We start from the raw sequence: 21,380 nt of genomic DNA, 5'->3' as shown, positions 1-21,380 counted from the left end.
CGCGGCGGGCTGCGGGTGCGCGACGCGTCGCCGCGCGTCACGGAGCGTCGCCTGTTCGCCACTCGAAAGCGACGGTGCTCCGGCTGTCGCCGAAACCCTGTCCGGCTTATTCCAGCGTTCCCAGCTCCTCGCGGCTGCCCTTCGGGATCCGGGATCGAAGCTCGCCGTGGAGGTACAGTCCCACGCCGATCGGCTCCACCTCGCCCGCGATCTCGTGGGCCGCGATCAGGTATCCCCAGTCGCCGTCCCAGCGCGGTAATTCCTGGTCCTCGCCGGCTGCGAAGGTCGTCGCTTCCGCGGGGTCAAGGACGACGACGTTGCTGGTCGCGTGGCGGCCGAACCTGGCCGCCCCGCGCGTCGTCGGCTTCCAGTGCTCTTGCCGGGTTCGCAGGATCGTCATGCCGACCGCCTCGATGTGGGTCGGGTCCGGCGCCTCGCCGTTGTAGATCCAGATCTTCCCGGCGCCCTTCTCCCAGAAGCTGTAGCCGTCGAAGACCGCTGGGTCGACGCCGAAGCGGGTCTCCCACCAGTCGACGACCTCCTCCCGCGAGGCGCGACCGGGGACGACCCGATCCGCGGCTGTCGCCGGCAGTCGGTCGAAGCGCTGGCCGTCGTTCGTCGGCTTTTCGTCCTCGGCTGCCGCGTCGTCGTCGGCGGCCCTGTCGTCGTCAGCGGCCGCGTCGCCGCTGGTCGGTGACTCGTCGCTCATGCCGACACCTCCTCGCCGACGCGGAGCTTCGCACAGAAGAAGCCACCCGTGTCGTTGTGGTGGGGATACACGCGGTGGGCCTTCCGGACGCTCTCGTCGAAGGAGGCGTCCTCCCACTCAGTGACGCCGGGGCGCGTCTCCAGCGGCAGGTCGAGCTCGACCAGCTCACAGTCCTCGGCGTCGAGGACGTGGTCGAGGACGGCCTCGTTCTCCTCCGGCGCGAAGGTACACGTCGAGTAGACGACGGTGCCGCCTGGCTTCGTCGCCTGCACGGCGCGGGTGAGGATGCTCTTCTGTATCCCGGCGATCTGCTCGACGTGCCCGAGCGTCCACTCGTCGAGGACGTCCGGGTTCTTCCGGCACGTCCCCTCACACGAGCAGGGGACGTCCACCAGCGACCGGTCGAACTCGTCGAACGCGAGCGGCTTCAGCGAGAAGTTGCGCGCGTCCTGATTCGTCACGGCGGCGTTCGTGATCCCGAGCCGCTCGGTGTTGTGTCGCAGGGCGGAGAGCCGACCCAGGTTGCTGTCGTTGGCGACGATCGTCCCCTCGTCGTCCATCGCGTCCGCGATCTGGGTCGTCTTGCTCCCGGGCGCCGCGCAGGCGTCCCAGATGCGCTCGCCCGGCTCCGGGTCGAGCGCGAGTCCGGGGAGGACGGACACCTCCTCCTGCCCGTGCAGCCAGCCGTGGAAGTACGGCCAGTTCGTTCCGGGGCTCCGGTCCGGGAGCCGGAACAGCTCGTCGTGCCAATCCACGGGCTCGAACGTGACGCCCTCGGCTTCGAGCGCGTCGGTGACGCGGTCACGCGTCGCCTTGATACCGTTCACGCGAACGACCGACGGGAGCGACCGGTCGCAGGCCGCGAGGAAGGCGTCGGGGTCGTCCACGAGCGGCAGGTACCGCTCTAACGGGTTCATACGCTCCCTTCAGCGGCAGCGGCTTTGTCGGTTTCGGAGGACCGTCGGCGGTCAGTGCCCGCCGGCAGGCTCACTCCCGCCGTCTGACTCGAGCTCGTCGAGGATCGGCCGGTACTTCAGCTGGACCTCGTCCCACTCGCGGTCCGGGTCCGAGTCGGCGACGATGCCGACGCCGGCGAACAGCGTCGCCTGCCTGGGTTCCACGACCGCCGAGCGCAACGCGACCGCGAAAGTTCCGTTGCCGGCGGCGTCGATCCAGCCGACCGGCGCGGCGTACCAGCCCCGGTCGAACGGTTCCGTCTCCCGGATCGTATCCAGGGCTGCATCGGGCGGCAGTCCGCCGACGGCAGGGGTCGGGTGGAGCGCCTCGACCAGCTCGAGGACGTGCTGGTCGCTCGCGAGCTCGGCCGTCATCGGCGTGTGAAGGTGCTGGACCGTCGCCAGCCGCTTGATCCGTCGCTCGCCGGTCGAGATCGAGGCCGTGAACGGGGACAGCTGGTCGCGGATCGCGTCGGCGACGAGCTCGTGCTCGTGAACGTTCTTCTCGTCGGCCAGCAGTTCGTCGGCGAGCCACTCGTCTTCGGCCGGCGTCTCGCCACGGCCGGTCGTTCCGGCGAGCGCCGCCGTCTCGACGGTCCGGCCCTGGAGGGACACGAGCGTTTCCGGTGTCGCGCCCAGGAACGCCTGGTCGCCGGTCGCGGGCTCCGTGAGAAACAGGTGACACTCCGGGTATCGCTCGTCGAGTCGTTCGAGCGTCGCAGCGCGCGAGAGCTCGCCGGCCAGCTCCGCGCGCAACGCCTGCGCGAGGACGACCTTGCGGAGCCGGCCGGACTCGATGTGGTCGACCGCGGAGTCGACGCTCCGCCGCCACTCCCCGAGCGTCGTCGTGCGATGCTTCGCCGCGATGCCGGGCCGAGGCGGTCGGGGGGAAGAAGCTGACGCGCCGTCGAGGTCGGCAGCGACCGCCGCGAGGCGTGCCCCGACGTCCTCGGCGTCCGCCTCGGGGCCGACCGCGTTCACCGTCACCCAGGCGCCGTTGTCCGCGTAGGTCACCTGCACGCGAGGGAGGACGAATCGAGCGCCCGGGAACTCCGTCCAGGGTTCGTCGTCGCCGCCCGCGGCGTGGAACGCGAAGCCGCCGAAGAGGCGCGGACACGCCGCCTCGGTGCCGGCGTGCACGTCCCCGGAGTCGAACAACGAGTCTGCCGCTTTCCGGATCGATTCGAACCGAGCATCCCCCGATGCGCGTAGCGTCGCCGCCGCTCCGCCGCCGACCACCGTGGCTTCCTCCGTCGCGCCCCAGACGGTCTTCGGGGCCGGAAGCAGGTCGAAGGCAGCCCGAAAGTCGGGCTCCTCGACCCGCCGCGCCCGACTGACGAGCGAGGGCTGGTCCGTGCTGCGCGGCGTTTCCATTAAAAAAGGCTCCGGGCCCTGGGCCCTTTACGCTAACTATCGAATTAGCTGTACCGCTCCTCGTTCCACGGGTTCGCCGTGTTCGAGTAGCCGCGCTTCTCCCAGTAGCCCCGCTCGCGCTCCGTGAGGAACTCCACGCCCGTCACCCACTTCGCACCCTTGTAGGCGTACTTGTGCGGGGTGACGACGCGGAGCGGACCACCGTGATCCGCCGGGAGGTCGTCGTCGCCGAAGCCGTACACGAACATGACCTCCTCGCGGTTGCAGTCCTCAAGGGGGAGGTTCGTCGTGTATCCGTCGAGCGCGTGGAACATTACCCCCTCGACGTCGTCGTCGACGCCGGCGCGCTCGACGATCTCGGGGAAGGTGACGCCCGTAAACTCGCAGTCGAACTTGCTCCAGCCGGTGACACAGTGGAAATCCTGGATCTGCGTCACCGAGGGGAGGTCGCGGAACTCCTCGTAGTCGTACGTGAGCTCGTTCTCGACGGCCCCCCACACCTCGAACTCCCAGTCCTCCCGGTTCCAGGAAGGGGTCCCGCTCTTCGAGAGCACGGGGAACCGCTCGGTCTTTCGCTGCCCGGCCGGAAGTCGGTCCTCGCCGAACTCCCGGTAGAGGTCGGTGACGTCCTGAGCCATACCCGTCATTCCGTCCCCATCCACGTATGAATATCGACTCCAGGCAGGGACGGGCCGGGTGGGTTCGGATTTGGCGAACCAATATTCTCGCTGCTTAAAGCAGAGTTTGCTTGTCTGGGATCGAAGTTTTCTCATCCTTGAATGATTGCCGCTATCTTTAAATACACCCCCTCGTTAAGCCTCAATAGAGAATGCCGAAAGTAGAGATCACCGTCCCCGAACACTTGGAGATGCAGATCGCCCAGATGGTCGAAAAGGGTGAATTCCTGAATCGCGAGGAGGCGATCGAGGACCTGCTGTCGACGGGCATGAAGGCGTACAAGACGAGCGGACCAAAAGAGGAGGAGGAGGGCCCGGAGTTCGAGGAGGAGAGCATGATGGGCCACGAGGACGAGTACGTCTTCTGACCGGTCGATTTTCCGCAGGATCTCGTCACCATCAGCGACCTCGTTCGCGGTCTGAGCGGTAGCTGCGGCGATTCTGTGCTGTGCGTGAGATGATTCCCCAATAACCCTTAAACGTCCCACTACCCTACCCATATTCATGCACAAGGACGAACTGCTCGAGCTTCACGATGAAATGGTGACGATCATGGAACACTTCCGTGAGCGCGAGGACGTCGACTCCGAACTCTTCGATCCCTACGAGGAGCTCGACGTGGACCCCTCCCACGTTCACAAGTCGAAGAGCGAACACAAACACGCCGTGTTCGTGCTGGGGAACGCGCTCGCGACCGCGATGAGCGAGGACGAGTTCTCCGACGCCGGCCGTGTCGGCAAGCGGATGAAGGAGCTCGCCGAAGACGCCGAAAGCCGGATCTAATTTCTCGACGCCCGGATCGATAGCGACTGTCCAATACTCCCGACTAGCGGCGGCTCACGGCCTCGGCAGCCGCGCCTTTTTAACTACTGTGTCCACGGCACGGACAGCGATTTATTGCTGGGGTGGTTGCGGTTCGTACACACATGCTTAGCCGCCGATCCTTCCTCGCGACGGCCGGAACACTCGCGCTCGCGTCGACCGCGGGCTGTGTCGACGCCGTCCTCGGTGACGGTGTCGAGGTCAGTGCCGCACCGTCGGCGGTCGCCGAGGAGACCGCCGCGGCGGCGAACTACGAGCGTGCGAGCATGGAGTCGACGGTGGTCGAGGAGCAGGTCGAGTTCGGCGGTCGGTCGCGGCACTTCCGCGCGACGACGTGGTTCACGACGTACGCCAAGGTCGTCGAGGACGACTCGCTGGTCAAGGAAGCCTCGCGGTTCGTGGCGGTGTCGACGCCGAGCAAGTCGATCGCGGGTCAGCAGCTCAACCCGATCGTCCACCTGGACAACCGGGAGCTCCTCGATCGGTTCTCGAGCCAGCTCGGCGGCAGTGGCGGGCTCGAGGACGTCGAACACCTCGAGGACGTCGCCATCGACAAGTGGGGGTCGTCGGTGACGATCAGTTCCTACGACGCGACCGTTCGCCGGGACGGGAACGCGACCCCGGTGACGCTGTACGTCGGGAAGGTCGCCCACGCGGGCGACGTGATCCTTCCGATCGGCGTCCATCACCAGCAGATCGACGACGCCGAGAACGTCTACGAGATGGTCCGCGGGCTCGAGCACCCGGTCGAGCCCTGAGTCGTCCGTCTCGACGGCGTCGACCCCACGAGCGATCCACGGTTTCATTAGTCACGGGCCGGACCTGCCCGTATGGTCCCGGAGTGGCTGCCCATCCACCGGCTCGCCGTCCTTCTCGCGCTTCTCGTCTCGTTCGGCATCGTCTACGCCGTCGATCGCCCGCGTGGCACCTGGGGGCGCCGGCTCCGGTCGCGGCTCCTGTTCGGCGTCCCCTGGGGGACGCTGCTCGCGATGGGGTTCGTCGTCGCCGTCTACCTCTTCGCGCAAGGTGGACTCGAACACCGCTACCGGCCGGTCGTCATCCCGTTTCGGGCATGGTCGTACCTCTACCCCGAGGGAATGCTGCTCGCGGGCTTTTCGCACGCGAGCTTCGGGCACCTCACGGGGAACCTGATCGGGACGCTCGTGGCCGGCTCCCTCGCCGAGTACGCGTACGGCCACTTCCCCCGGGAGCGCGGATCGGCGGCGTTCGCCTCGCTGCGGACCAACCCGTACGTCCGCGCGCTCGTGTTCGCGCCCGCGGCGATCCTCGTTACCGGGGTGCTGACGGCGCTGTTCGCGCTCGGCCCCATCATCGGCTTCTCCGGGGTCGTCTTCGCGCTCTGGGGGTTCGCCCTGGTCCACTACCCGCTCGGCGCGATCGTTGCGCTCGCGGGCTCGCGGCTCGTCGGACTCCTCTGGAGCGTCTGGCGGAACCCCGTCGTGACCGGCTCAGCCGGCCCCTCCTACGGGGGCCCCTGGTGGGCCGGTATCGCCGTGCAGGGGCACGCTGTCGGACTGTTCATCGGGGTCATCGTTGGGCTGTCCCTGCTCGAGCGGCGTGACGAGCGCCCGAGCGCGCTCCGGCTGTTCGCCGGCGGGCTCCTCTTCTCCGTCTCGCAGGCACTCTGGGCGGTCTACTGGTACCTCGGCAACGAGCAGTACGTGCTGTATCGCGGGATCGGGACGGCGCTCGTCGTGCTGCTCGCGGCGACGATCGCGGTTGCCGGCGCGGCGAGGGCGAAACCCTTCCTCGAGAAGTGGGCCGTTCCGAACCCGCGGACGTTCTCGGAGTCCGTCCGGTCCGCGACGCCGCGAACGGTCGCGTTCGTCGCGCTGCTGCTCGCGTTCGGCGCTATCGCCGGCCCGGCCGTGCCGGTCAACATGATGACGACGGCCGACGACCCGGTTCCGGGCGAGCCGATGCGCGTCGGGGGCTACGAGGTGACGTACGCCGAAGACGTCCCTAACGGGATGGTGTCCGTTATCGACGTCGAAGCCTTCGGCCAGTCGACGACGGTCAACACCTCCGGCGTGATCGTCTACAACGAGGAGCGCCACATCTGGCTCAACGCGATATCGAAGGGCCGGCTCGCGTTCAGCGGCACGAGCCGCGCCGAGCTCGGCGGGATCGGCTGGCGGGAGACGGTCACCGCGACGCGAACCGGCTGGCGCGCGGTCGGCGGCGACCCGACCTACCGGATCGTCCTCTCACACGAGGACCGGTCGGTCACGTCGTTCGTCTCCGGGCCGAGCCGCGCGGAGGCGACGATCGACGGCCGCAACGTCTCGATCGCCGCCGTCGACGACGGCTTCCGGATCCGCGTGACCCGAAACGGCACCGCGGACGCGGCGACGGCGCCGCTGCCGGCGACGAACGAGAGCGTGCAGGTCGGCGGCATCACCTTCGAGCGTGTCGAGAAGAAGCTGTTCGCTGTGCGAGGCGATACGCGCGTCAGGATCGCGAACGCCGAGACGTATCAGTAGAAACCTCGCCCGTTTGGGGGCGTACTCCTCCTTATCCGAGCGCCTCAGGCCCACTCGATGCGGAACACTTCGACGTCGATCTCGGTTTTGCGCTCCGTGTGATGGTCGAACTGGCGCTCCATCTCGAAGTCGGCGGCGAAGGCGTGGGTCACCTCGCCCCCGTTGTCGGCGGCGAACGACTCGACGAACTCCTGACTGCCGCTGTTGTGGACGGAGTATGAGACGTCGGCGATGTCGGCCGCGGTCGAGAGAAACTCGCGGTCGGCGTGTCGTTGGCCGGTCTGGGCACCGAACGGCGGGTTCATGACGACGGTCACTGGTTCGGCGATGTCGAGCGGCGGCCGCGTTGCGTCGCCGTGGATCCAGTGGACCGGCGCGGCGGCGCCGACGCGACGCTGGTTCCCCTGGGCAGTCGCGAGCGCGGTAGCGTCGAGTTCGACGCCGACGACCCGGGCCGGGCCGCGAAGCGCGGCGGCGAGGCCCAACATCCCCGTGCCTGTGCCGAGATCGACGACAGTCCGGGCTTCGATATCTCCCTGCAGGTCGGCAAGGTGTACGACGTGGGCAGCGAGTCCTGGTGGTGTCGGATACTGTTCGAGCGCTGCGTGCGGCTCCTCGAACCCGGCCACGACGCCGAGGCGGGTCTCGAGCGCCTGCCTGGTCGCCATCTCAGGCGGAGAGTTCGAGGTCCGCGTCGCCGGCGACCGAGAGTGCGACGCCCTCTCGGGAGGCGCGCTCCGCGAGGGCCGCGAGCGCGGGCTCGACCTTGGCGGGTTCGGCGACCTCGTCGACGGTGATCTCGATCCGGCCGGCGCCGAGGAACGCGGCGGCGCGGACGTGCGAGCGGAGGCGGTCGGCCTCCTGCTGGGTCTGGAGGGAGCAGTCCTCGGCGAAGCAGGCATCGACCGCGAGCGTCGCGGGCTGGAGGCCCTGCTCGGAGAGGTCGCGCTTGAGGTCGCGGAGGTATTCGGGGGCGGTCGATTCGAGGTCAGTCCCGTCGACGATGACGGGGTCGACGTCTGCGGGGCGACAACCGGAGATCGTTCGGGCCGTGGCCGCGGACTCGCTGGTGCTCATACAAGTCCATATGCAATGGTAATACAAAAGGCTTTGTGAATGTCTGAAGGTAATACTTCGGGACCGTCGTTCGGAGCCGTCACGGTACGTCAGATGAACACATTCGTGTGAATTATCTACATGCTGTCACAAAGTCTTAAATAAACTTGTGACCACAAATCTTATAATGGAACGTCCGACTCGCCAGCGCCAGACGGAGGAAACGACTGAGCAGGAATCGGACGAAACCCTCACCTGCCCGGAGTGTGATTCCTCGGAGATCGTCACCGACACCGACCACGAGCGGATCTGTGACGACTGCGGTCTCGTGCTGGACGGTCAGCAGATCGACAGGGGGCCGGAGTGGCGCGCGTTCAACCACTCCGAGCGCCAGTCGAAGTCCCGCGTCGGCGCCCCCGTGACGAAGACGATGCACGACAAGGGGCTGACGACGACCATCGACTGGAAGGACAAGGACGCCTACGGCCGGTCGATCTCCTCGAAGAAGCGCTCCCAGATGCACCGGCTCCGGAAGTGGCAGGAGCGCATCCGGACGAAGGACGCCGGCGAGCGCAACCTCCAGTTCGCGCTCTCGGAGGTCGACCGCATGGCCTCCGCGCTCGGCGTGCCCCGCTCCGTCCGCGAGGTCGCCTCCGTCATCTACCGCCGCGCGCTGACCGAGGACCTCATTCGCGGGCGCTCCATCGAGGGCGTCTCGACGGCGGCGCTGTACGCGGCGTGTCGCCAGGAGGGGATCCCCCGCAGCCTCGACGAGGTCGCGGACGTCTCCCGCGTCGAGCAGAAGGAGATCGGCCGGACCTATCGGTACATCTCCCAGGAGCTCGGCCTCGAACTGAAGCCGGTGGACCCGAAGCAGTTCGTCCCGCGGTTCGGCTCCTCGCTGGACCTCAGCGAGGAGGTGCAGGCGAAGGCGACGGAGATCATCGACGTCTCCGCCGAGGAGGGGCTTCTCTCCGGCAAGTCCCCGACCGGCTTCGCCGCGGCGGCCATCTATGCGGCCTCGCTGCTCTGTAATGAGAAGAAGACCCAGCGGGAGGTCGCCGAGGTCGCGCAGGTGACGGAGGTTACCATCCGGAATCGGTACCAGGAACAGATCGAGGCGATGGGCTTCCGCTAACGGCGACGGGCGACTCCCCCGAAGGTCGGTTCGCTGGCGCGTTCGCGGACGTTCTTTTAAGCAGTCACCCAACAGCAGCTGCGCTCAGAGAGCTCGCAGAGCGATCTCAGTTCTCGAGGAACACGACGACCTTCCTGTTCCAGAGCCCCAGCCGGAGCTCGCGACGCTCGTAGCCCGAAAGCCGCGAGTCGACGGCGGCCGCGTTCCCCGGATCGGTGATCACGACGGCGGGCGAGCCCTCCATCCGGTCCGGGGTCACGACGCTGCCCGTTTCAGCGCCGGTCCGCTCCACGTACCAGGGGAGCGGAAGCCGTTCGCCCCAGGCGTCCCGGGCGGCCTCGGGTGATATCGGCGGCTGGTCGGCGGTCGACTCGTCCGGGAGGTAGAAGCGGTCGCCGACGTAGACGATCCGCGGGTCGTCGCTGTCGGCCAGCGCCTGCTCCATGTCGGCGACGAGCGGCTCGAGGTCGTCGCTCGGCTGCGCGAACTGCGCGAGCGAGTTGCCGGCGGTCTGCGGGCCATACGCGTCCTCCGCGACGACGACGCCGGCGTGGGCCCCGACCGCGAGCAATACGAGCAGGGCTGCGGTGGCCCGGGCTGCGTCGCCAGCGGCCACGGACCGTCGGCCGTACCTCGCCAACGCGGCCAGCCCCACCCCGGCGGGGATCGCGAGCGGCACGAACACGTGGACGAGCGTCCAGGGGGCGACGGTGATGGCGACGACCGGGTAGCCGATCAACCCCAGCCCCGCCCAGATCGACGTGAACTGAACGATCGGGCGTGGACCGTCGCGGTCGCGCGTGCCCGGCAGCGCCGCGTACCGGTCCGCGAGAAAGCCGACGAGGGCCACGGCGAAGAGGAGTCCCCCAGTGCTCACCGTGGTCGAGAGGGCGTCGGTCACGTACGGCAGGAACTGGGTCCCCTCGCGACCGCCGACGAACACGCCGTAGAAGGCGTCGAGCGGCGCCCAGTACGTTCGCCGGGCGAACGTCAGTGGGTTCACCAGCAGCCCCCAGCCGCGCGGCGTGAACAGCAGCGCCCAGGTGCCGAGGAACACGAACAGCGCGCGAGCGATGGGCGTCGCACGGTCGAGGACCCACCGACCGCCCTCCCCGAGCGCGACGCGGGCGGATTCCCCCTCGCCGGCGACGCGCCGGTGGTCGACGGTGACGAACCCCGCGGCGACGACGAGCGCCAGCGTCGCGAGCGCGAAGCCCGACGCCCCGGCACCGACGGCGGCCGCGGCGGCCGCGGCGTAGAGCCACCGCCTGTCGTCCGTATCGACCCAGCGAACGGCGCAACCGACGGCCACGAGGGCCGCCGCCGCGAGCGGGACGTCACCGCGGAGGAAGCGGCTGTAGTAGAGCAGGACCGGCGCGAACGCGAGGACGACGGCGACGGCGACGGTTTCGTCGTCACGGAGCCGACCCCGGAACAGCAGCGCCGCGGCGGGCAGGGCGCCGCCGACGAGCGCGACCGGGATCCGGGCGACGAGATCCGTCGCGGGCAGGACGGTCAACAGCCAGCGTCCGACGACGTAGAGGAACGGCCCCCCCGCGACGGGGCGATATTCGTAGACCCCCGTCTCGGCGAACCGGAGGGTCCAGTAGCCGACGCGGGCCTCGTCCCAGTGAAACGGGCGGCTCCCGAGCCCAGCGAGCCGCACCAGGAGGGCGAGCGTAACGACGACCCCGACGGCGGCCGTGACGCGGTCCCGACTGCGAGACATGGCCACGCGTTTTGCCCCCGGAATAGTATGTTTTCGGTTCCCGGCCGACCGGCTCGACCGGCATCGGCGACGCGATCGACCTCGTCGGTGGTACTTGACGGGCGTCGCATGGTCGATGGCACCTGGTCGACGCCGACGCCGATTGCACGAGGCCGACAGGCCGGTTCGCAGCCCTCAAATCGCTCGGTCGCCGATGGGGAGGCATGTCCGTACTCTCGTCGCTGCCGGAACGCCCGCTCCAGGAATCCGAGGTCGTCTCGCTGAACCGATCCGAGGAACTCGAACTCGCGGTCGCAACGGAGACGAACGGCCCGACGGCCGGCCTCGTCGTCGCCGCCGACGACTGGGTGAAGGGCCTCGCGTTCGACGGCACCTGGGCGGACGGCTTCGAGGGTGACTGGACCGTCGTCGACACCGTGACCCTCGACGACGCCGAGCGATACGAGGGGCTCCAGCAGTGCGAGGACGCGGTTCGGGCGTTCCTGGGCGAGACCGAGACAGAATCGGCCGACGAAACGGCCGCGTCCGGTGGGGCCTCCGACGGCGGCGACAGCGGCGACGGCGACGGCGGCGGCGACGATGACGGCAACGGCGACGGCGACTAACGGGCACCGAGACCGAATCGGGCTGCGTTCGGGCAGTATTTTTTAAGCATATGCCGTCGTACCACTGCACGGCATGTACGACGAGATTCTCGTTCCGACCGACGGCAGTCCGGCAGCTGATGCGGCGATCGAGCGCGCCGTCGACCTCGCTGACAAGTACGACGCGCGAGTGCACGCGCTCTACGTCGTCGACGGCGCGGCCTACTCCACGCTGGAAGCCGGGTCGGAGATCGTGATCGAGGCGCTGGAAGCCGAGGGAGAGGAAGCGACCGAACGCGTCGCGGAGGCGGCCGCCGACGCCGGCGTCGAGGCTACCACGACCGTCACCACCGGCACGGCCTACCGAACGATTCAGGACTACGTCGACGACAACGACATCGACCTGATCGTGATGGGCACCCACGGCCGACAGGGGCTCGACCGCTACCTGCTCGGGTCCGTGACGGAGCGCGTGGTCCGCACCTCCGACGTGCCAGTCATGACGGTCCGGCAGGAGGAAGCGGACTAGCTGGCTGGCCACTCGGCGTGGCCGGCGCGGGAGCTGTGATCGGCCGGTCCTCGCCGGCGACCGCAAGCCAGTAGTACGGGCCCTCTAATAGCCCGGCAATGCGCGACTGGCTCTCTCACCGCGTCGCCGCCTCGCCGGACGCCACGGCGCTCGTGCGCGCGAGCGACGGCGAGGCCTGGTCGTACGCGGACCTCGACCGGCTCGTCGCGGAAACCGCCGGCCGGCTCGCGGCCGCCGGCGTCGACGCGAACGACCACCTCGGCGTGCTGCTGCCGCCGTGCGTCGGCTACGTCGGCCTCGCACACGCCGCGATGCGGCTCGGCGCCACCCTCGTCCCGTTCGGCGACGACCTGACCCCGCGAGAACTCGCCGCACGGGTCGAGCGCGCCGACCTCGACGCGCTCGTCTGCGGCGAGGAGACGGAGGCCGCCGCGGTCGAAACGCTGGACCGGCTGGACGGGACGATGGACGACGGGGGCGACGGGGCCGACGGGATCAGGGAGTCGGCGGCGCGTCCCGATCTGCTCTCCGTCGACGCCCCCGACCACGACGCCGTCGAGGCAGTTCACGACAACGATCCGGTGGCCCTCGACGAGCCGGAGTGGGCGACGGACGACCGGCTCTGCATCCTCTTTACGTCCGGCACGACGGGCGACCCGAAGCCCGTCGAGCTCACCGCCGGCAACGTGCTCTCCTCGGCCGTCGCCTCTGCGTTCCGCCTCGGCATCGACCCCGAGGACAGCTGGCTCGTCACGCTCTCCCTGCATCACATGGGCGGGCTCGCCCCGGTGTATCGCTCGACGCTCTACGGCACCGACATCGTCCTGCGCGAGGAGTTCGACCCCGGCGCGGCTGCCGACGACGTCGACCGCTACGACGTCACCGGCGTCTCGCTCGTCCCGACGATGCTCGAACGCATGCTCGACAGCCGCGGGACGCTCGCGGACTCGCTGCGCGTCGTCCTCCTCGGCGGCGCCCCCGCGACTGACGAGCTGATCGAGCGCTGCGAGAACTACTCGATCCCGGTCTTCCCGACCTACGGGATGACGGAAACCGCCTCGCAGGTCGCCACGGCCCGCCCGCAGGAGGCGTTCGACCGCGTCGGCACCGTCGGCCGCCCCGTCTTCTGGACGGACCTGACGGTCGTCGACGAGGACGGGACCCCCGCTCCTCCCGGCGAGACCGGCGAACTCGTCGTCGACGGCCCGACGGTGACGCCGGGCTACTACGGGAATCCGGAAGCGACCAGCGAGGCGTTCAGCGAGTACGGGCTCCACACGGGCGACGTCGGCTACGTGGACGAGGACCGCTACGTCTACGTGCTCAACCGCCGCGACGACCGGATCATCACCGGCGGCGAGAACGTCCAGCCGGGCGAGGTCGCGACCGTCCTCCGGGAGCACCCGGACGTCGACGACGCCGCCGTCGTCGGCCTCGAGGACGAGGAGTGGGGCGAACGCGTCGCCGCGCTCGTCGTCCCGACCAACGGCGACCTCGACGCCCGCCGATTGCTCGCGTTCGCCGACGACCGCCTCGCCGGCTTCAAGCTCCCTCGCACGCTCGGCTGCGTCGAGGAACTCCCCCGGACCCTGTCGGGCACCGTCGACCGCGACGAGGTCCGAGAGCGGCTGCGGAAGGTCGGCTTCGAGCCGGAGCGACCGTCCGGGGACTTCGACGCCGCCGGCTTCGAATCTGCCACCCCGGAGCCAACCGAATCGGCAGAATCGAGCGAGGACAGCCCTTCGGAGGACGGCCCATCCGAGAACGGCTCCTCCGACGACAGTTCCGAGGATCGAGGCACAGACGACCCCGGCACTGAGACCGACGACGTTGACACCAGCGACGACGTTGACACCAGTGACGACGTTGGCGCCGACGAGGACGGCGACACCAGCGACGACGTTGGCGCCGACGAGGAGGGCGACACCAGCGACGACGTTGGCGCCGACATCAGCGACGACGTTGGCGCCGACGAGGACGGCGACGTTGGCGCCGGCGGGGACGGCGACGTCGACGACGCGGACGCCGTATCCTCCACCGGCTCCTCCTCGAACGACTCCTCTTCGAACGACACCTCCTCGAATGGCGACAGCCCGGAGGACACGCCGAACGGCGAGGACGCTTAACAGGCCGCCGGTTGAAGCCCGAATCGATGCCGCAAGCGACGCTGTCGCTGTCGCCGCCGGACGGCACGCCCCTCCGTGACGTCGGGAGTCGGACTGACGCGACGCTGCACGTCGTGGGCGCGTCGTTGGGGTCAGCGCCACCGGCGCTGCTCGTTTCGTGTCGTGGAAGCGGCGCGAGCGACGCGGCCGAGCGTCTTTGCGAGCACGAGGCGACCCAGGCGGCCGCGACGTTGCGCGAGTCGGCGGACGAGGCGCTCGTTCACTGCCGGGGACCGTCGCCCTCGCTGGCCGCCGTCGCCGACGCGGGCGTGGCCTTCCAGCCGCCGCTCGTCGTCAGGGGCGCCCGGGCCGAGCTGAAGGTCCGGACGACCGACGACGGGCTCTCGGCGTTGCGGCGAACGCTCGAAGCGAGCGCCGTCGCGTTTGAAGTCCGGTCGGTTCACGCAAACCTCGAGTCGCCGCGACTGCTGTCCGACCGCCAGGAGCGCGTGTTGCGCACGGCGGTCGAGGCCGGCTACTACGCCGTCCCGCAGGACACGACTGTCGAGGCCGTCGCCGACGACCTCGACCTCGCCGTCTCGACGGTCAGCGAGACGTTGGCCCGGGCAGAGCGCCAGCTCGCGGGGCGGTACCTCCGGACGCGTGGCGAGCGGAGCGCCGGCGACGACGACCCGGACCCGTCCGGGTGAGCGGGCGACGTCGACCGGCCCAAAACGTGTTACGTAGCGAACGCCGTAGTGAGCACCGCACCCAGGGCTCGGCGGCGTCGCCGCCGAGCGCGACGCGGTCACAACCGATCCACCATGGTCGATGAACTCCCACCCGAGGACGTCGAAGCGAAGCTCGAGGAGGGCGACGTGCAGGTCGTCGACATTCGGTCCCCGTCCCAGTTCGAACGCGGCCACATCCCGGGCGCGATCAACGTTCCGCTGAGCGAACTCCCCCGTCAGGTCGACGAGGTCGACTGGGGCGACCAGATCGTCTGCGTCTGCCCGATCGGCAAGTCGTCCATCCAGGCCGCGAAGCTCATCCGGAGCTACGAGGGGGTCGACGAGGACGCACACGTCGCCAGCATGAAGGGCGGCTATCACGAGTGGGACGGCACCCTCGAGGAGGGGCCGTCCGACGTCGATTCGCTCCGAGAATAGGGCCGCGCGGACTTACTCTTCGCTCGACTCGCGGTTCCGAACCTGTTCGATCATCGAGCGAGCCGACACGCGCTTCTCGCCGACGGCGGCGCCGACGAGGCCCCCGAGCGCGGCACCACTGCTCGCGGTGCTCCGCCCGAAGAGTCCTCCCAGTCCGCCGCCGACAGCGGCACCGATGGCTGCGTAGCGAGCACGACTCAGGACGGTATCCAGTTTCTCTCCCATGTGTCGTCATTCGCGGGTCACAATGATAAGTGTACTCCCTTCCTCGGGTACCATCGAGGGTCCTCGCCGGTCCGAAAGCGGTGTCAGGTATCTTCAACCGGCCGCACGGGCACCGTTCTCGGCCGGCGTGACGTGTCGTTCCATGGCGACGACGGCGACCGCGATCAGCCCACAGACGACCGCGAGCGTCGGCCAGAGCGCCCAGGCGAACCCGTAGTCGAAGAACGCGCCGCCGACGGCCGAGCCGACGCCGAAGCCGAGCCGTTTTGCGACCTCCAGCAGCGAGAGCTGGGAGCCGCGGTCGTCGGCCTCGCCCAGGTCCGACGTCAGCGACGTGATGAGCGGTGCGTGCAGGATCTCGCCGAACGTCCGCAGCACGAGGAAGCCGCCGACGAGCGCGATCCCCGCCCAGTTCGGCACCGCGGGAACCGCCCAGATCGCGAGCATCGCCGCCGCCCAGAACCCGGCGGAGATGGCGAGCCCGCGCGTGCGCCGCCACTCCGTGACGGCGGCGACGAGGGGGAGCTGGAACAGCACGATGACGAGCGGGTTGAGCGTGTATAAGGTTCCGAGCTGCTCGGAGGAGAGCCCGAGCGACTCGGTGGCGACGACCGGCACCGTCGCCTGCATCTGCGCGTACATCACCGCGAAACCGACGTTGATCGCGGCCAGCGCGAGGATCCGGCGCTCGCCGATGGCCCGCCCCCAGTCGCCGATCGAGTCGCGGAGCGCGACGTTCGTCGTCCCCGAGTGGGCTCGCGGCACGAGCGCCACGAGGACGATGGCGAACAGCCCCGAGGTCAGCCCGTTGCCGATGAAGACGAGCAGGTCCGCGTAGGCATAGAGGATCCCGCCGACGACGAAACCGAGCCCGAACCCGGCGTTGTTGGCGACCTTCAGGAGGGCGTAGCCGCGGTCGCGCTCGTCGCCCTCGGTGTAGTCGGCGATGAGGGCCTGGGAGGCCGGGGCGTAGAGCCCGAGCGTCAGCCCCGCGGCGCCGGCCACGCCGATGAACGCGAGCGCGGGTGAGAGCGGCGTCGCTGCCGCGAGGTCGCCGACGAACGCGTAGGCGGCGAGCGTGACCGCCGACAGCGACATGCTCGTGGCCATCACCGGTTTGCGGCCGTAGCGGTCGGCCGCGTAGCCGCCGAGGGCGGTCCCGACAGCCGTCGCCACGTTGTTGGCGAGCAGGCCGATCCCGACCAGCGAGAGCGGGATGCCGACGACCAGGTGGAAGTGAACCGTCGCGAACGGGTAGACGAGCCCGGAGCCGAAGAGGTTGATCAGCTGGCCGAGGCCGACGACGTAGACGGGCCGCCGAAAGCCGCGGAGCGGAGCCAGGGGGTCGCGCACGCGGTCGACTCACGCGGGCGACCACCTCAACGCTCCGATCGCGGCCGACGCGGCCGGAACGCTCGTCGCTTATAAACTGCTCTCAGCCGAACGTAAACTGGAAGTACGGGGGCTGTGGCATGCGATGACGCACCTTTCTGTGGTTATTTCGGCAACGGATTTATCCGTATTCCGGCCCTCTTTCAGGTATGAAGAAGCGACAACTCATCCACTTCCACAGTCTCCTCGGCGAAGTCTCGAAGCACCTCTACGAGGGCGGCTACGTCGACGAGGACGACCTCGCCGACTACCGGGAGCTCGGCACGTCGCCGATGACGATGCAGGGTTCCCGCGTGGAGCACGAGGAGGCCGCGCTGGCGCTGGCCGACGCCCTCGCCGGCGCGCTCGAGGCGGACATGACTGCGGACGCGGACGCGGTGGCCGAGACGGATGCGGAGACAGCGACCCCCGAGGAAGCGGAGACCGCCGACGACGCGACCGCGATCGCCGCGTAACGACCTCGAGGGTTCTATTTTCGACGATGTGTGAAACTGGATAGCCATCGCTATCGGTGACGGTTCGCAGCGGACGCTCTCCTCGGCCACTGGGCCTCCACCGCACGCTGCCCCGGACGAAAACCCCAAGAGACCCGCCGAGAGTCCTCCGGTATGCGACTCGAGGACTACTGGGGCGTGGGCCCCAAGACGAGCGAGCAGCTGACGGCCGAGCTCGGCGTCGAGCGGGCCGTCGAGGCCATCGAGTCGGCCAACGTGCGCGCGCTCGTCGACGCCGGCATCTCCCGGGGCCGCGCGACGCGGATCCTCCGCCGCGCCAGCGGCGAGGCCGGGATGGACGTGCTCGCGACGGGCGACACCCGCTCCGTCTACGACGACCTGCTCTCGCTGGCGGCCGAGTACGCCCTGACCGAGCACGCGGGCGACCGGATCCGCGTCCTGACGCCGTTAACCGACCGCGACGCGATCCAGGCGCGGCTCGACGAGGTGCTCGACGCCCGCGACGCGTGGGAGGGGCTCGGCGCGAAGCAGCGCGCGAACGTCGTCGACGCCTTCGACGAGTACGACGCGGCCGGCGGCTCCGAGCGCGTCGCCGTCGAGACCGCCCTCGCGCTCCGCGAGGCCGGGCTGGAGGGCAACACGTTCGACGCGCTCGCCGACGTTGACCCCGACGCGCTCCGCGAGGCGGCCGGGGCCCTCGGCTACGTCCGCGAGACCGACGACGGTGTCGAGGTACTCGAGGGCGCCGACGACGAACTCGACCGCCTCCGCGACCAGCTCGCGGACGCCCGCGAGCTCGAGAACGCCGCCTTCGACGTCATCGACAGCGTCCGCGACGGCTCGGTCCCGGACTTCGAGGCCTTCAAAAGTGGCGTCGTCGACCACGTCGCCGGCCGGTCCGACATCGATCCGGGTCGCGTCCGCGACGCGGCCCCGGGCGAGGCCGTCGACGCCGCGGACTTCGTCTCCGGCACGCTCCGGAACCTCGTCGCCGACCTCGAGGCCGACGTGGAGGACCGGGAAGCGACCGTCGCGGCCGACCTCCGGGAGAGCATCGGCGGCGCGGAGGCCGACGTCGCCGCCGCCATCGACGCTGTCTCCGACGTGGCGTTCTATCTCTCGCTCGGCCGCTTCGCGGCGGAACACGACCTGAACCGTCCCGAGCTGGTCGAGGACGGGATCGCGGTTCGGAACGCACGCAACCTCTTCATCGGTGGCGAGGTTCAGCCGATCTCCTACGCGGTCGGTGGCCACGGCCTCCCGGACGAGGGGATGGCGGTCAGCGAGCGCCCGCCCGCTGGCGACCGCGTCTCGGTCCTCACGGGCGCCAACTCCGGCGGGAAAACGACGCTGCTGGAGACGCTCTGTGGCGTCGCGCTGCTGGCTGCGATGGGGCTTCCGGTGCCCGCGGAGGCCGCCGAGGTCGGGCGCTTCGACCGCGTCGTCTTCCACCGGCGGCACGCCTCCTTCAACGCGGGCGTCCTCGAGTCCACGCTCAACTCCGTCGTTCCGCCACTCGTCGAGGAGGGCCGGACGCTGATGCTCGTCGACGAGTTCGAGGCGATCACCGAGCCCGGGCGCGCGGCCGACCTGCTGAACGGGCTCGTCGACCTCACCGTCGACCGCGAGGCGCTCGGCGTCTACGTCACCCACCTCGCGGACGACCTCAGCCCGCTCCCCGACAGCGCGCGCATCGACGGCATCTTCGCGGAGGGGCTCACGCAGGAGCTGGAGCTCCAGGTCGACTACCAGCCCCGGTTCGGGACGGTCGGCAAGTCGACGCCGGAGTTCATCGTCTCCCGGCTCGTCGCCGACGCGAACGACCACACGGTCAGGCAGGGGTTCGAACACCTCGCGCAGGCGGTCGGCGAGGAAGCCGTGCAGCGCACGCTCTCGGACGCTCGCTGGTCGCCGGAGGACTGACGGGTCAGTCGGATTCGGCGTTGCTTCCGTCACTGCCGCCGTCCATCTCCGCCTCGAGCGGCACCCAGTCGCACTCGCTCGCGCACTCCTCCTTGAGGGGATCCTCGCCGAGGATCTGCTCCCGGCGCGACCCGCTCCGGAACACCGTAATCCCCTTCACGCCGAGGTCGCGAGCGAGCTCGAACACGTCGCGGACGTCCGCCACGTCGGCGTCGTGGGATATATTGACGGTCTTGCTCACGGCGTTGTCGACGTGCTCCTGGAAGGCGGCCTGGATCTCGACGTGGCGCGCCGGCGGCACGTCGTGGGCGGTGTGGAACAGCTCCCTGACGTCCTCCGGAATCTCCTCGACGTCCTGGATCGAGTCCTCGCCCCGGACGCGGTCCATGAGCTCCTCGGAGTAGAAGCCGCGCTCCTTCGCGACGTCGACGAAGCGGTCGTTCACCTGGTCGAGCCCGCCGAGCACGTGCTTCTCGTAGGCGACGCCGTACACCGGCTCGATGCTGGCCGAGCAGCCGGCGATGAGCGAGATGGTCCCGGTCGGTGCGATGGAGGTCGTCGTCGCGTTCCGGACCGGCTCGTCGTGGGTCGACTCCTCCCAGTTCGGGAACGGCTCGCGCTCGTCGGCGAGCTCCCGGGAGGCGTCCCGGGCGCTCTCGGAGATGAACGCCATCAGCTCGTCGGCGAAGTCGACCGCTTTCTCGGAGTCGTAGGGGATCTCGAGGTCGACGAGCGCGTCGTGGAAGCCCATCACGCCGAGGCCGACCTTCCGGTTCGCGGCCATGCGCACCTCGATCGCTTCGAGCGGGAAGTCCGAGCGCGTGATGGCGTTGTCGAGCAGGCGCACCCCGGTCCGGACCGTCCGGTCGAGTTTGTCCCAGTCGACCGCGTCGCCGTCGGTCATCTTCGAGAGGTTTACCGAGCCGAGGACGCAGGCCTCGTAGGGGAGCAGCGGGGTCTCGCCGCAGGGGTTCGTCGCGCGGATCCGGCCGACCTCCGGCGTCGGGTTCTCCGCGTTGATCCGGTCGAGGAAGAGGACCCCAGGGTCGCCGACGCCCCAGGCCATCCGCGCACAGGAATCGAGGACTGCTTCGGGGTCGACGGCGTCGACCGCCTCCCCGGTCCGGGGATTTATCAGGGGGTACTGCTCGCCCGCCTCGTACGCGTCCCAGAAGGCCTCGTCGGTGGCGACGGAAACGTTGAAGTTTCGCAGCGCGCCCTCTTCCTCCTTCGCCGTGACGAAGTCGTCGACGTCGGGGTGATGGGCTGGGAGAATCCCCATGTTCGCGCCGCGGCGGCGCCCGCCCTGCTTGATCTGCTCGGTCGCGGCGTCGAAGATGCGCATGAAGCTCACGGGGCCGCTGGCCACGCCGCCGGTCTTCATCACCACGTCGCCCGAGGGCCGGACGTCGCCGAAGGTGAAGCCCGTGCCGCCCCCGCTCTGGTGGATGAGCGCGGTCGACTTCAGCGCGGAGAAGATGCCGTCGATGGAGTCGGGGACCGGGAGGACGAAGCAGGCCGCTAGCTGCTGGAGCTCCGTGCCGGCGTTCATGAGCGTCGGCGAGTTCGGGAGGAACTCCAGGGACGAAAGGGCGTCGTGGAACCGCTCCTCGACCGCGTCCGGATCGCCGCCCCACTGGCTCTCCGCCCGCGCGAGGTCGTGGGCGACGCGCTCGAACAGCTCCGCGGGGGTTTCGACCACGTTCCCCGCCTCGTCCTGCTGCAAGTAGCGCGCTTCGAGCACCGTTTCGGCCACGTCGTCAAGGTTGTCCACAGTCGAACCTCTGTGGTAACGCACGCCACGACCCGGCAAAAACGCGGTGGCCGGTTCCCCCGGCGCGGCCCGCGAGTGCGACCACCCGGAGGGTTATCCGAACCGCTCGAATGGCTGATCGCAGGCGGCGCAGTAGTGCATCGAGCGGCAGAGCCCCGACCCTTTCGGGTGGTCGCGCTCCGTGTCGGTCGACCCGCAGTACGGGCATTCGACAGGGCCGTCCGCCTCGTCCGTCGCCGTCGATGGATCGAAGCGCATC

General features: G+C 69.3%; 23 protein-coding genes. 12 read left to right on the top strand and 11 right to left on the bottom strand.

All coding sequences use genetic code 11. The features are described 5' to 3' along the window. Positions 1-106 precede the first annotated feature (106 nt). The 4 genes from ACQE3M_RS13255 to ACQE3M_RS13240 are packed head-to-tail and all read right to left on the bottom strand — an operon-like array spanning position 107 to position 3,677. Positions 107-709 carry a DUF7122 family protein gene (locus tag ACQE3M_RS13255; protein ID WP_430506102.1) on the bottom strand — a complete coding sequence of 201 codons (603 nt, stop codon included), beginning with the start codon at positions 707-709 and terminating at the stop codon, positions 107-109. Then, positions 706-1,626 (bottom strand): RsmB/NOP family class I SAM-dependent RNA methyltransferase, encoded by a 921-nt coding sequence (locus tag ACQE3M_RS13250; protein WP_430506101.1) that lies wholly within the window; start codon positions 1,624-1,626, stop codon positions 706-708. The genes ACQE3M_RS13255 and ACQE3M_RS13250 overlap by 4 nt, the downstream gene beginning before the upstream one ends. 51 nt (positions 1,627-1,677) lie before the next feature. Further along, positions 1,678-3,039, bottom strand: a complete 1,362-nt coding sequence (locus ACQE3M_RS13245; RefSeq protein ID WP_430506100.1) for an isochorismate synthase — start codon at positions 3,037-3,039, stop codon at positions 1,678-1,680. Positions 3,040-3,083: 44 nt separating this feature from the next. Beyond that, positions 3,084-3,677 carry a sulfite oxidase-like oxidoreductase gene (locus ACQE3M_RS13240; RefSeq protein WP_430506099.1) on the bottom strand — a complete coding sequence of 198 codons (594 nt, stop codon included), beginning with the start codon at positions 3,675-3,677 and terminating at the stop codon, positions 3,084-3,086. 191 nt (positions 3,678-3,868) lie between these two features. Between ACQE3M_RS13240 and ACQE3M_RS13235 the strand changes: the two genes are divergently transcribed. From ACQE3M_RS13235 to ACQE3M_RS13220, 4 genes are all read left to right on the top strand, one after another. Then, positions 3,869-4,084, top strand: a complete 216-nt coding sequence (locus tag ACQE3M_RS13235; protein WP_430506098.1) for a DUF7120 family protein — start codon at positions 3,869-3,871, stop codon at positions 4,082-4,084. A 136-nt stretch (positions 4,085-4,220) separates the two neighbouring features. Further along, on the top strand, positions 4,221-4,499 hold the full coding sequence (locus ACQE3M_RS13230) for a UPF0058 family protein (RefSeq protein ID WP_430506097.1): 279 nt from the start codon (positions 4,221-4,223) through the stop codon (positions 4,497-4,499). A 143-nt stretch (positions 4,500-4,642) separates the two neighbouring features. Next, a complete protein-coding gene (locus tag ACQE3M_RS13225) occupies positions 4,643-5,296 on the top strand; it encodes a DUF6517 family protein (RefSeq protein ID WP_430506096.1) in 654 nt (217 codons plus the stop codon). 72 nt (positions 5,297-5,368) lie between these two features. Next, positions 5,369-7,042 (top strand): rhomboid family intramembrane serine protease, encoded by a 1,674-nt coding sequence (locus tag ACQE3M_RS13220; protein ID WP_430506095.1) that lies wholly within the window; start codon positions 5,369-5,371, stop codon positions 7,040-7,042. A gap of 44 nt (positions 7,043-7,086) precedes the next feature. Here ACQE3M_RS13220 and ACQE3M_RS13215 read toward each other — a convergent pair whose 3' ends face one another. Both ACQE3M_RS13215 and ACQE3M_RS13210 read right to left on the bottom strand, forming a co-directional pair. Then, positions 7,087-7,710, bottom strand: coding sequence for an METTL5 family protein (locus tag ACQE3M_RS13215; RefSeq protein ID WP_430506094.1), 624 nt, complete (start codon positions 7,708-7,710; stop codon positions 7,087-7,089). A 1-nt stretch (position 7,711) separates the two neighbouring features. Beyond that, complete coding sequence (locus ACQE3M_RS13210; protein ID WP_430506093.1) at positions 7,712-8,119, bottom strand: DUF7961 family protein; 408 nt, start codon at positions 8,117-8,119, stop codon at positions 7,712-7,714. A 166-nt stretch (positions 8,120-8,285) separates the two neighbouring features. On the opposite strand from ACQE3M_RS13210, the gene ACQE3M_RS13205 reads away from it, so the two are divergent. After that, a complete protein-coding gene (locus ACQE3M_RS13205; protein ID WP_430506092.1) occupies positions 8,286-9,236 on the top strand; it encodes a transcription initiation factor IIB in 951 nt (316 codons plus the stop codon). Between the two features lie 106 nt (positions 9,237-9,342). Here ACQE3M_RS13205 and ACQE3M_RS13200 read toward each other — a convergent pair whose 3' ends face one another. After that, a complete protein-coding gene (locus tag ACQE3M_RS13200) occupies positions 9,343-10,965 on the bottom strand; it encodes a flippase activity-associated protein Agl23 (RefSeq protein WP_430506091.1) in 1,623 nt (540 codons plus the stop codon). A gap of 203 nt (positions 10,966-11,168) precedes the next feature. Between ACQE3M_RS13200 and ACQE3M_RS13195 the strand changes: the two genes are divergently transcribed. From ACQE3M_RS13195 to ACQE3M_RS13175, 5 genes are all read left to right on the top strand, one after another. After that, positions 11,169-11,570, top strand: coding sequence for a DUF7964 domain-containing protein (locus tag ACQE3M_RS13195; protein WP_430506090.1), 402 nt, complete (start codon positions 11,169-11,171; stop codon positions 11,568-11,570). Between the two features lie 73 nt (positions 11,571-11,643). Next, positions 11,644-12,078 (top strand): universal stress protein, encoded by a 435-nt coding sequence (locus tag ACQE3M_RS13190; RefSeq protein WP_430506089.1) that lies wholly within the window; start codon positions 11,644-11,646, stop codon positions 12,076-12,078. A gap of 98 nt (positions 12,079-12,176) precedes the next feature. Continuing rightward, positions 12,177-14,204 (top strand): o-succinylbenzoate--CoA ligase, encoded by a 2,028-nt coding sequence (menE, locus tag ACQE3M_RS13185; protein WP_430506088.1) that lies wholly within the window; start codon positions 12,177-12,179, stop codon positions 14,202-14,204. A gap of 26 nt (positions 14,205-14,230) precedes the next feature. Next, positions 14,231-14,893, top strand: a complete 663-nt coding sequence (locus ACQE3M_RS13180) for a helix-turn-helix domain-containing protein (protein WP_430506087.1) — start codon at positions 14,231-14,233, stop codon at positions 14,891-14,893. 114 nt (positions 14,894-15,007) lie between these two features. Next, positions 15,008-15,352, top strand: coding sequence for a rhodanese-like domain-containing protein (locus ACQE3M_RS13175; RefSeq protein WP_430506086.1), 345 nt, complete (start codon positions 15,008-15,010; stop codon positions 15,350-15,352). Positions 15,353-15,364: 12 nt separating this feature from the next. Here ACQE3M_RS13175 and ACQE3M_RS13170 read toward each other — a convergent pair whose 3' ends face one another. Further along, entirely contained in the window at positions 15,365-15,577 is a 213-nt protein-coding gene (locus tag ACQE3M_RS13170; protein ID WP_430506085.1) for a glycine zipper 2TM domain-containing protein, read from the bottom strand. Positions 15,578-15,670: 93 nt separating this feature from the next. Further along, the gene (locus tag ACQE3M_RS13165) at positions 15,671-16,930 is read right to left on the bottom strand and encodes an MFS transporter (protein WP_430506084.1); all 1,260 of its coding nucleotides are present in this window, start codon (positions 16,928-16,930) and stop codon (positions 15,671-15,673) included. Between the two features lie 188 nt (positions 16,931-17,118). Between ACQE3M_RS13165 and ACQE3M_RS13160 the strand changes: the two genes are divergently transcribed. Beyond that, positions 17,119-17,424 carry a UPF0058 family protein gene (locus ACQE3M_RS13160; protein ID WP_430506083.1) on the top strand — a complete coding sequence of 102 codons (306 nt, stop codon included), beginning with the start codon at positions 17,119-17,121 and terminating at the stop codon, positions 17,422-17,424. Between the two features lie 153 nt (positions 17,425-17,577). Continuing rightward, a complete protein-coding gene (locus ACQE3M_RS13155) occupies positions 17,578-19,347 on the top strand; it encodes a DNA mismatch repair protein (RefSeq protein WP_430506082.1) in 1,770 nt (589 codons plus the stop codon). A 4-nt stretch (positions 19,348-19,351) separates the two neighbouring features. Here the strand turns inward: ACQE3M_RS13155 and ACQE3M_RS13150 are convergent, their stop codons facing one another. Beyond that, positions 19,352-21,121: an adenosylcobalamin-dependent ribonucleoside-diphosphate reductase gene (locus ACQE3M_RS13150; RefSeq protein ID WP_430506081.1), complete on the bottom strand. Its 1,770-nt coding sequence runs from the start codon at positions 21,119-21,121 to the stop codon at positions 19,352-19,354. 93 nt (positions 21,122-21,214) lie between these two features. Then, positions 21,215-21,379 (bottom strand): 1,2-phenylacetyl-CoA epoxidase subunit PaaE, encoded by a 165-nt coding sequence (gene paaE / locus ACQE3M_RS13145; RefSeq protein ID WP_430506080.1) that lies wholly within the window; start codon positions 21,377-21,379, stop codon positions 21,215-21,217. Between the last annotated feature and the right edge of the window lies 1 nt (position 21,380).

It is taken from the genome of Halosubterraneus shenae (assembly GCF_050510935.1).
Taxonomy (GTDB): Archaea; Halobacteriota; Halobacteria; order Halobacteriales; family Haloferacaceae; genus JBDGPU01.
Note: the sequence above shows the minus strand (reverse complement) of the source record. Positions and strands in the feature narration are given on the sequence as shown.

Coding starts and splice junctions, on each gene's coding strand:
- ACQE3M_RS13235 (WP_430506098.1), top strand. CDS start 3,869: ATGCCGAAAGTAGAGATCACCGTCCCCGAACACTTGGAGATGCAGATC.
- ACQE3M_RS13210 (WP_430506093.1), bottom strand. CDS start 8,119: ATGAGCACCAGCGAGTCCGCGGCCACGGCCCGAACGATCTCCGGTTGT.
- ACQE3M_RS13175 (WP_430506086.1), top strand. CDS start 15,008: ATGGTCGATGAACTCCCACCCGAGGACGTCGAAGCGAAGCTCGAGGAG.
- ACQE3M_RS13240 (WP_430506099.1), bottom strand. CDS start 3,677: ATGGCTCAGGACGTCACCGACCTCTACCGGGAGTTCGGCGAGGACCGA.
- ACQE3M_RS13205 (WP_430506092.1), top strand. CDS start 8,286: ATGGAACGTCCGACTCGCCAGCGCCAGACGGAGGAAACGACTGAGCAG.
- ACQE3M_RS13250 (WP_430506101.1), bottom strand. CDS start 1,626: ATGAACCCGTTAGAGCGGTACCTGCCGCTCGTGGACGACCCCGACGCC.
- ACQE3M_RS13225 (WP_430506096.1), top strand. CDS start 4,643: ATGCTTAGCCGCCGATCCTTCCTCGCGACGGCCGGAACACTCGCGCTC.
- ACQE3M_RS13255 (WP_430506102.1), bottom strand. CDS start 709: ATGAGCGACGAGTCACCGACCAGCGGCGACGCGGCCGCTGACGACGAC.
- ACQE3M_RS13155 (WP_430506082.1), top strand. CDS start 17,578: ATGCGACTCGAGGACTACTGGGGCGTGGGCCCCAAGACGAGCGAGCAG.
- ACQE3M_RS13215 (WP_430506094.1), bottom strand. CDS start 7,710: ATGGCGACCAGGCAGGCGCTCGAGACCCGCCTCGGCGTCGTGGCCGGG.
- paaE (WP_430506080.1), bottom strand. CDS start 21,379: ATGCGCTTCGATCCATCGACGGCGACGGACGAGGCGGACGGCCCTGTC.
- ACQE3M_RS13170 (WP_430506085.1), bottom strand. CDS start 15,577: ATGGGAGAGAAACTGGATACCGTCCTGAGTCGTGCTCGCTACGCAGCC.
- ACQE3M_RS13190 (WP_430506089.1), top strand. CDS start 11,644: ATGTACGACGAGATTCTCGTTCCGACCGACGGCAGTCCGGCAGCTGAT.
- ACQE3M_RS13200 (WP_430506091.1), bottom strand. CDS start 10,965: ATGTCTCGCAGTCGGGACCGCGTCACGGCCGCCGTCGGGGTCGTCGTT.
- ACQE3M_RS13245 (WP_430506100.1), bottom strand. CDS start 3,039: ATGGAAACGCCGCGCAGCACGGACCAGCCCTCGCTCGTCAGTCGGGCG.
- ACQE3M_RS13180 (WP_430506087.1), top strand. CDS start 14,231: ATGCCGCAAGCGACGCTGTCGCTGTCGCCGCCGGACGGCACGCCCCTC.
- ACQE3M_RS13230 (WP_430506097.1), top strand. CDS start 4,221: ATGCACAAGGACGAACTGCTCGAGCTTCACGATGAAATGGTGACGATC.
- ACQE3M_RS13195 (WP_430506090.1), top strand. CDS start 11,169: ATGTCCGTACTCTCGTCGCTGCCGGAACGCCCGCTCCAGGAATCCGAG.
- ACQE3M_RS13160 (WP_430506083.1), top strand. CDS start 17,119: ATGAAGAAGCGACAACTCATCCACTTCCACAGTCTCCTCGGCGAAGTC.
- menE (WP_430506088.1), top strand. CDS start 12,177: ATGCGCGACTGGCTCTCTCACCGCGTCGCCGCCTCGCCGGACGCCACG.
- ACQE3M_RS13220 (WP_430506095.1), top strand. CDS start 5,369: ATGGTCCCGGAGTGGCTGCCCATCCACCGGCTCGCCGTCCTTCTCGCG.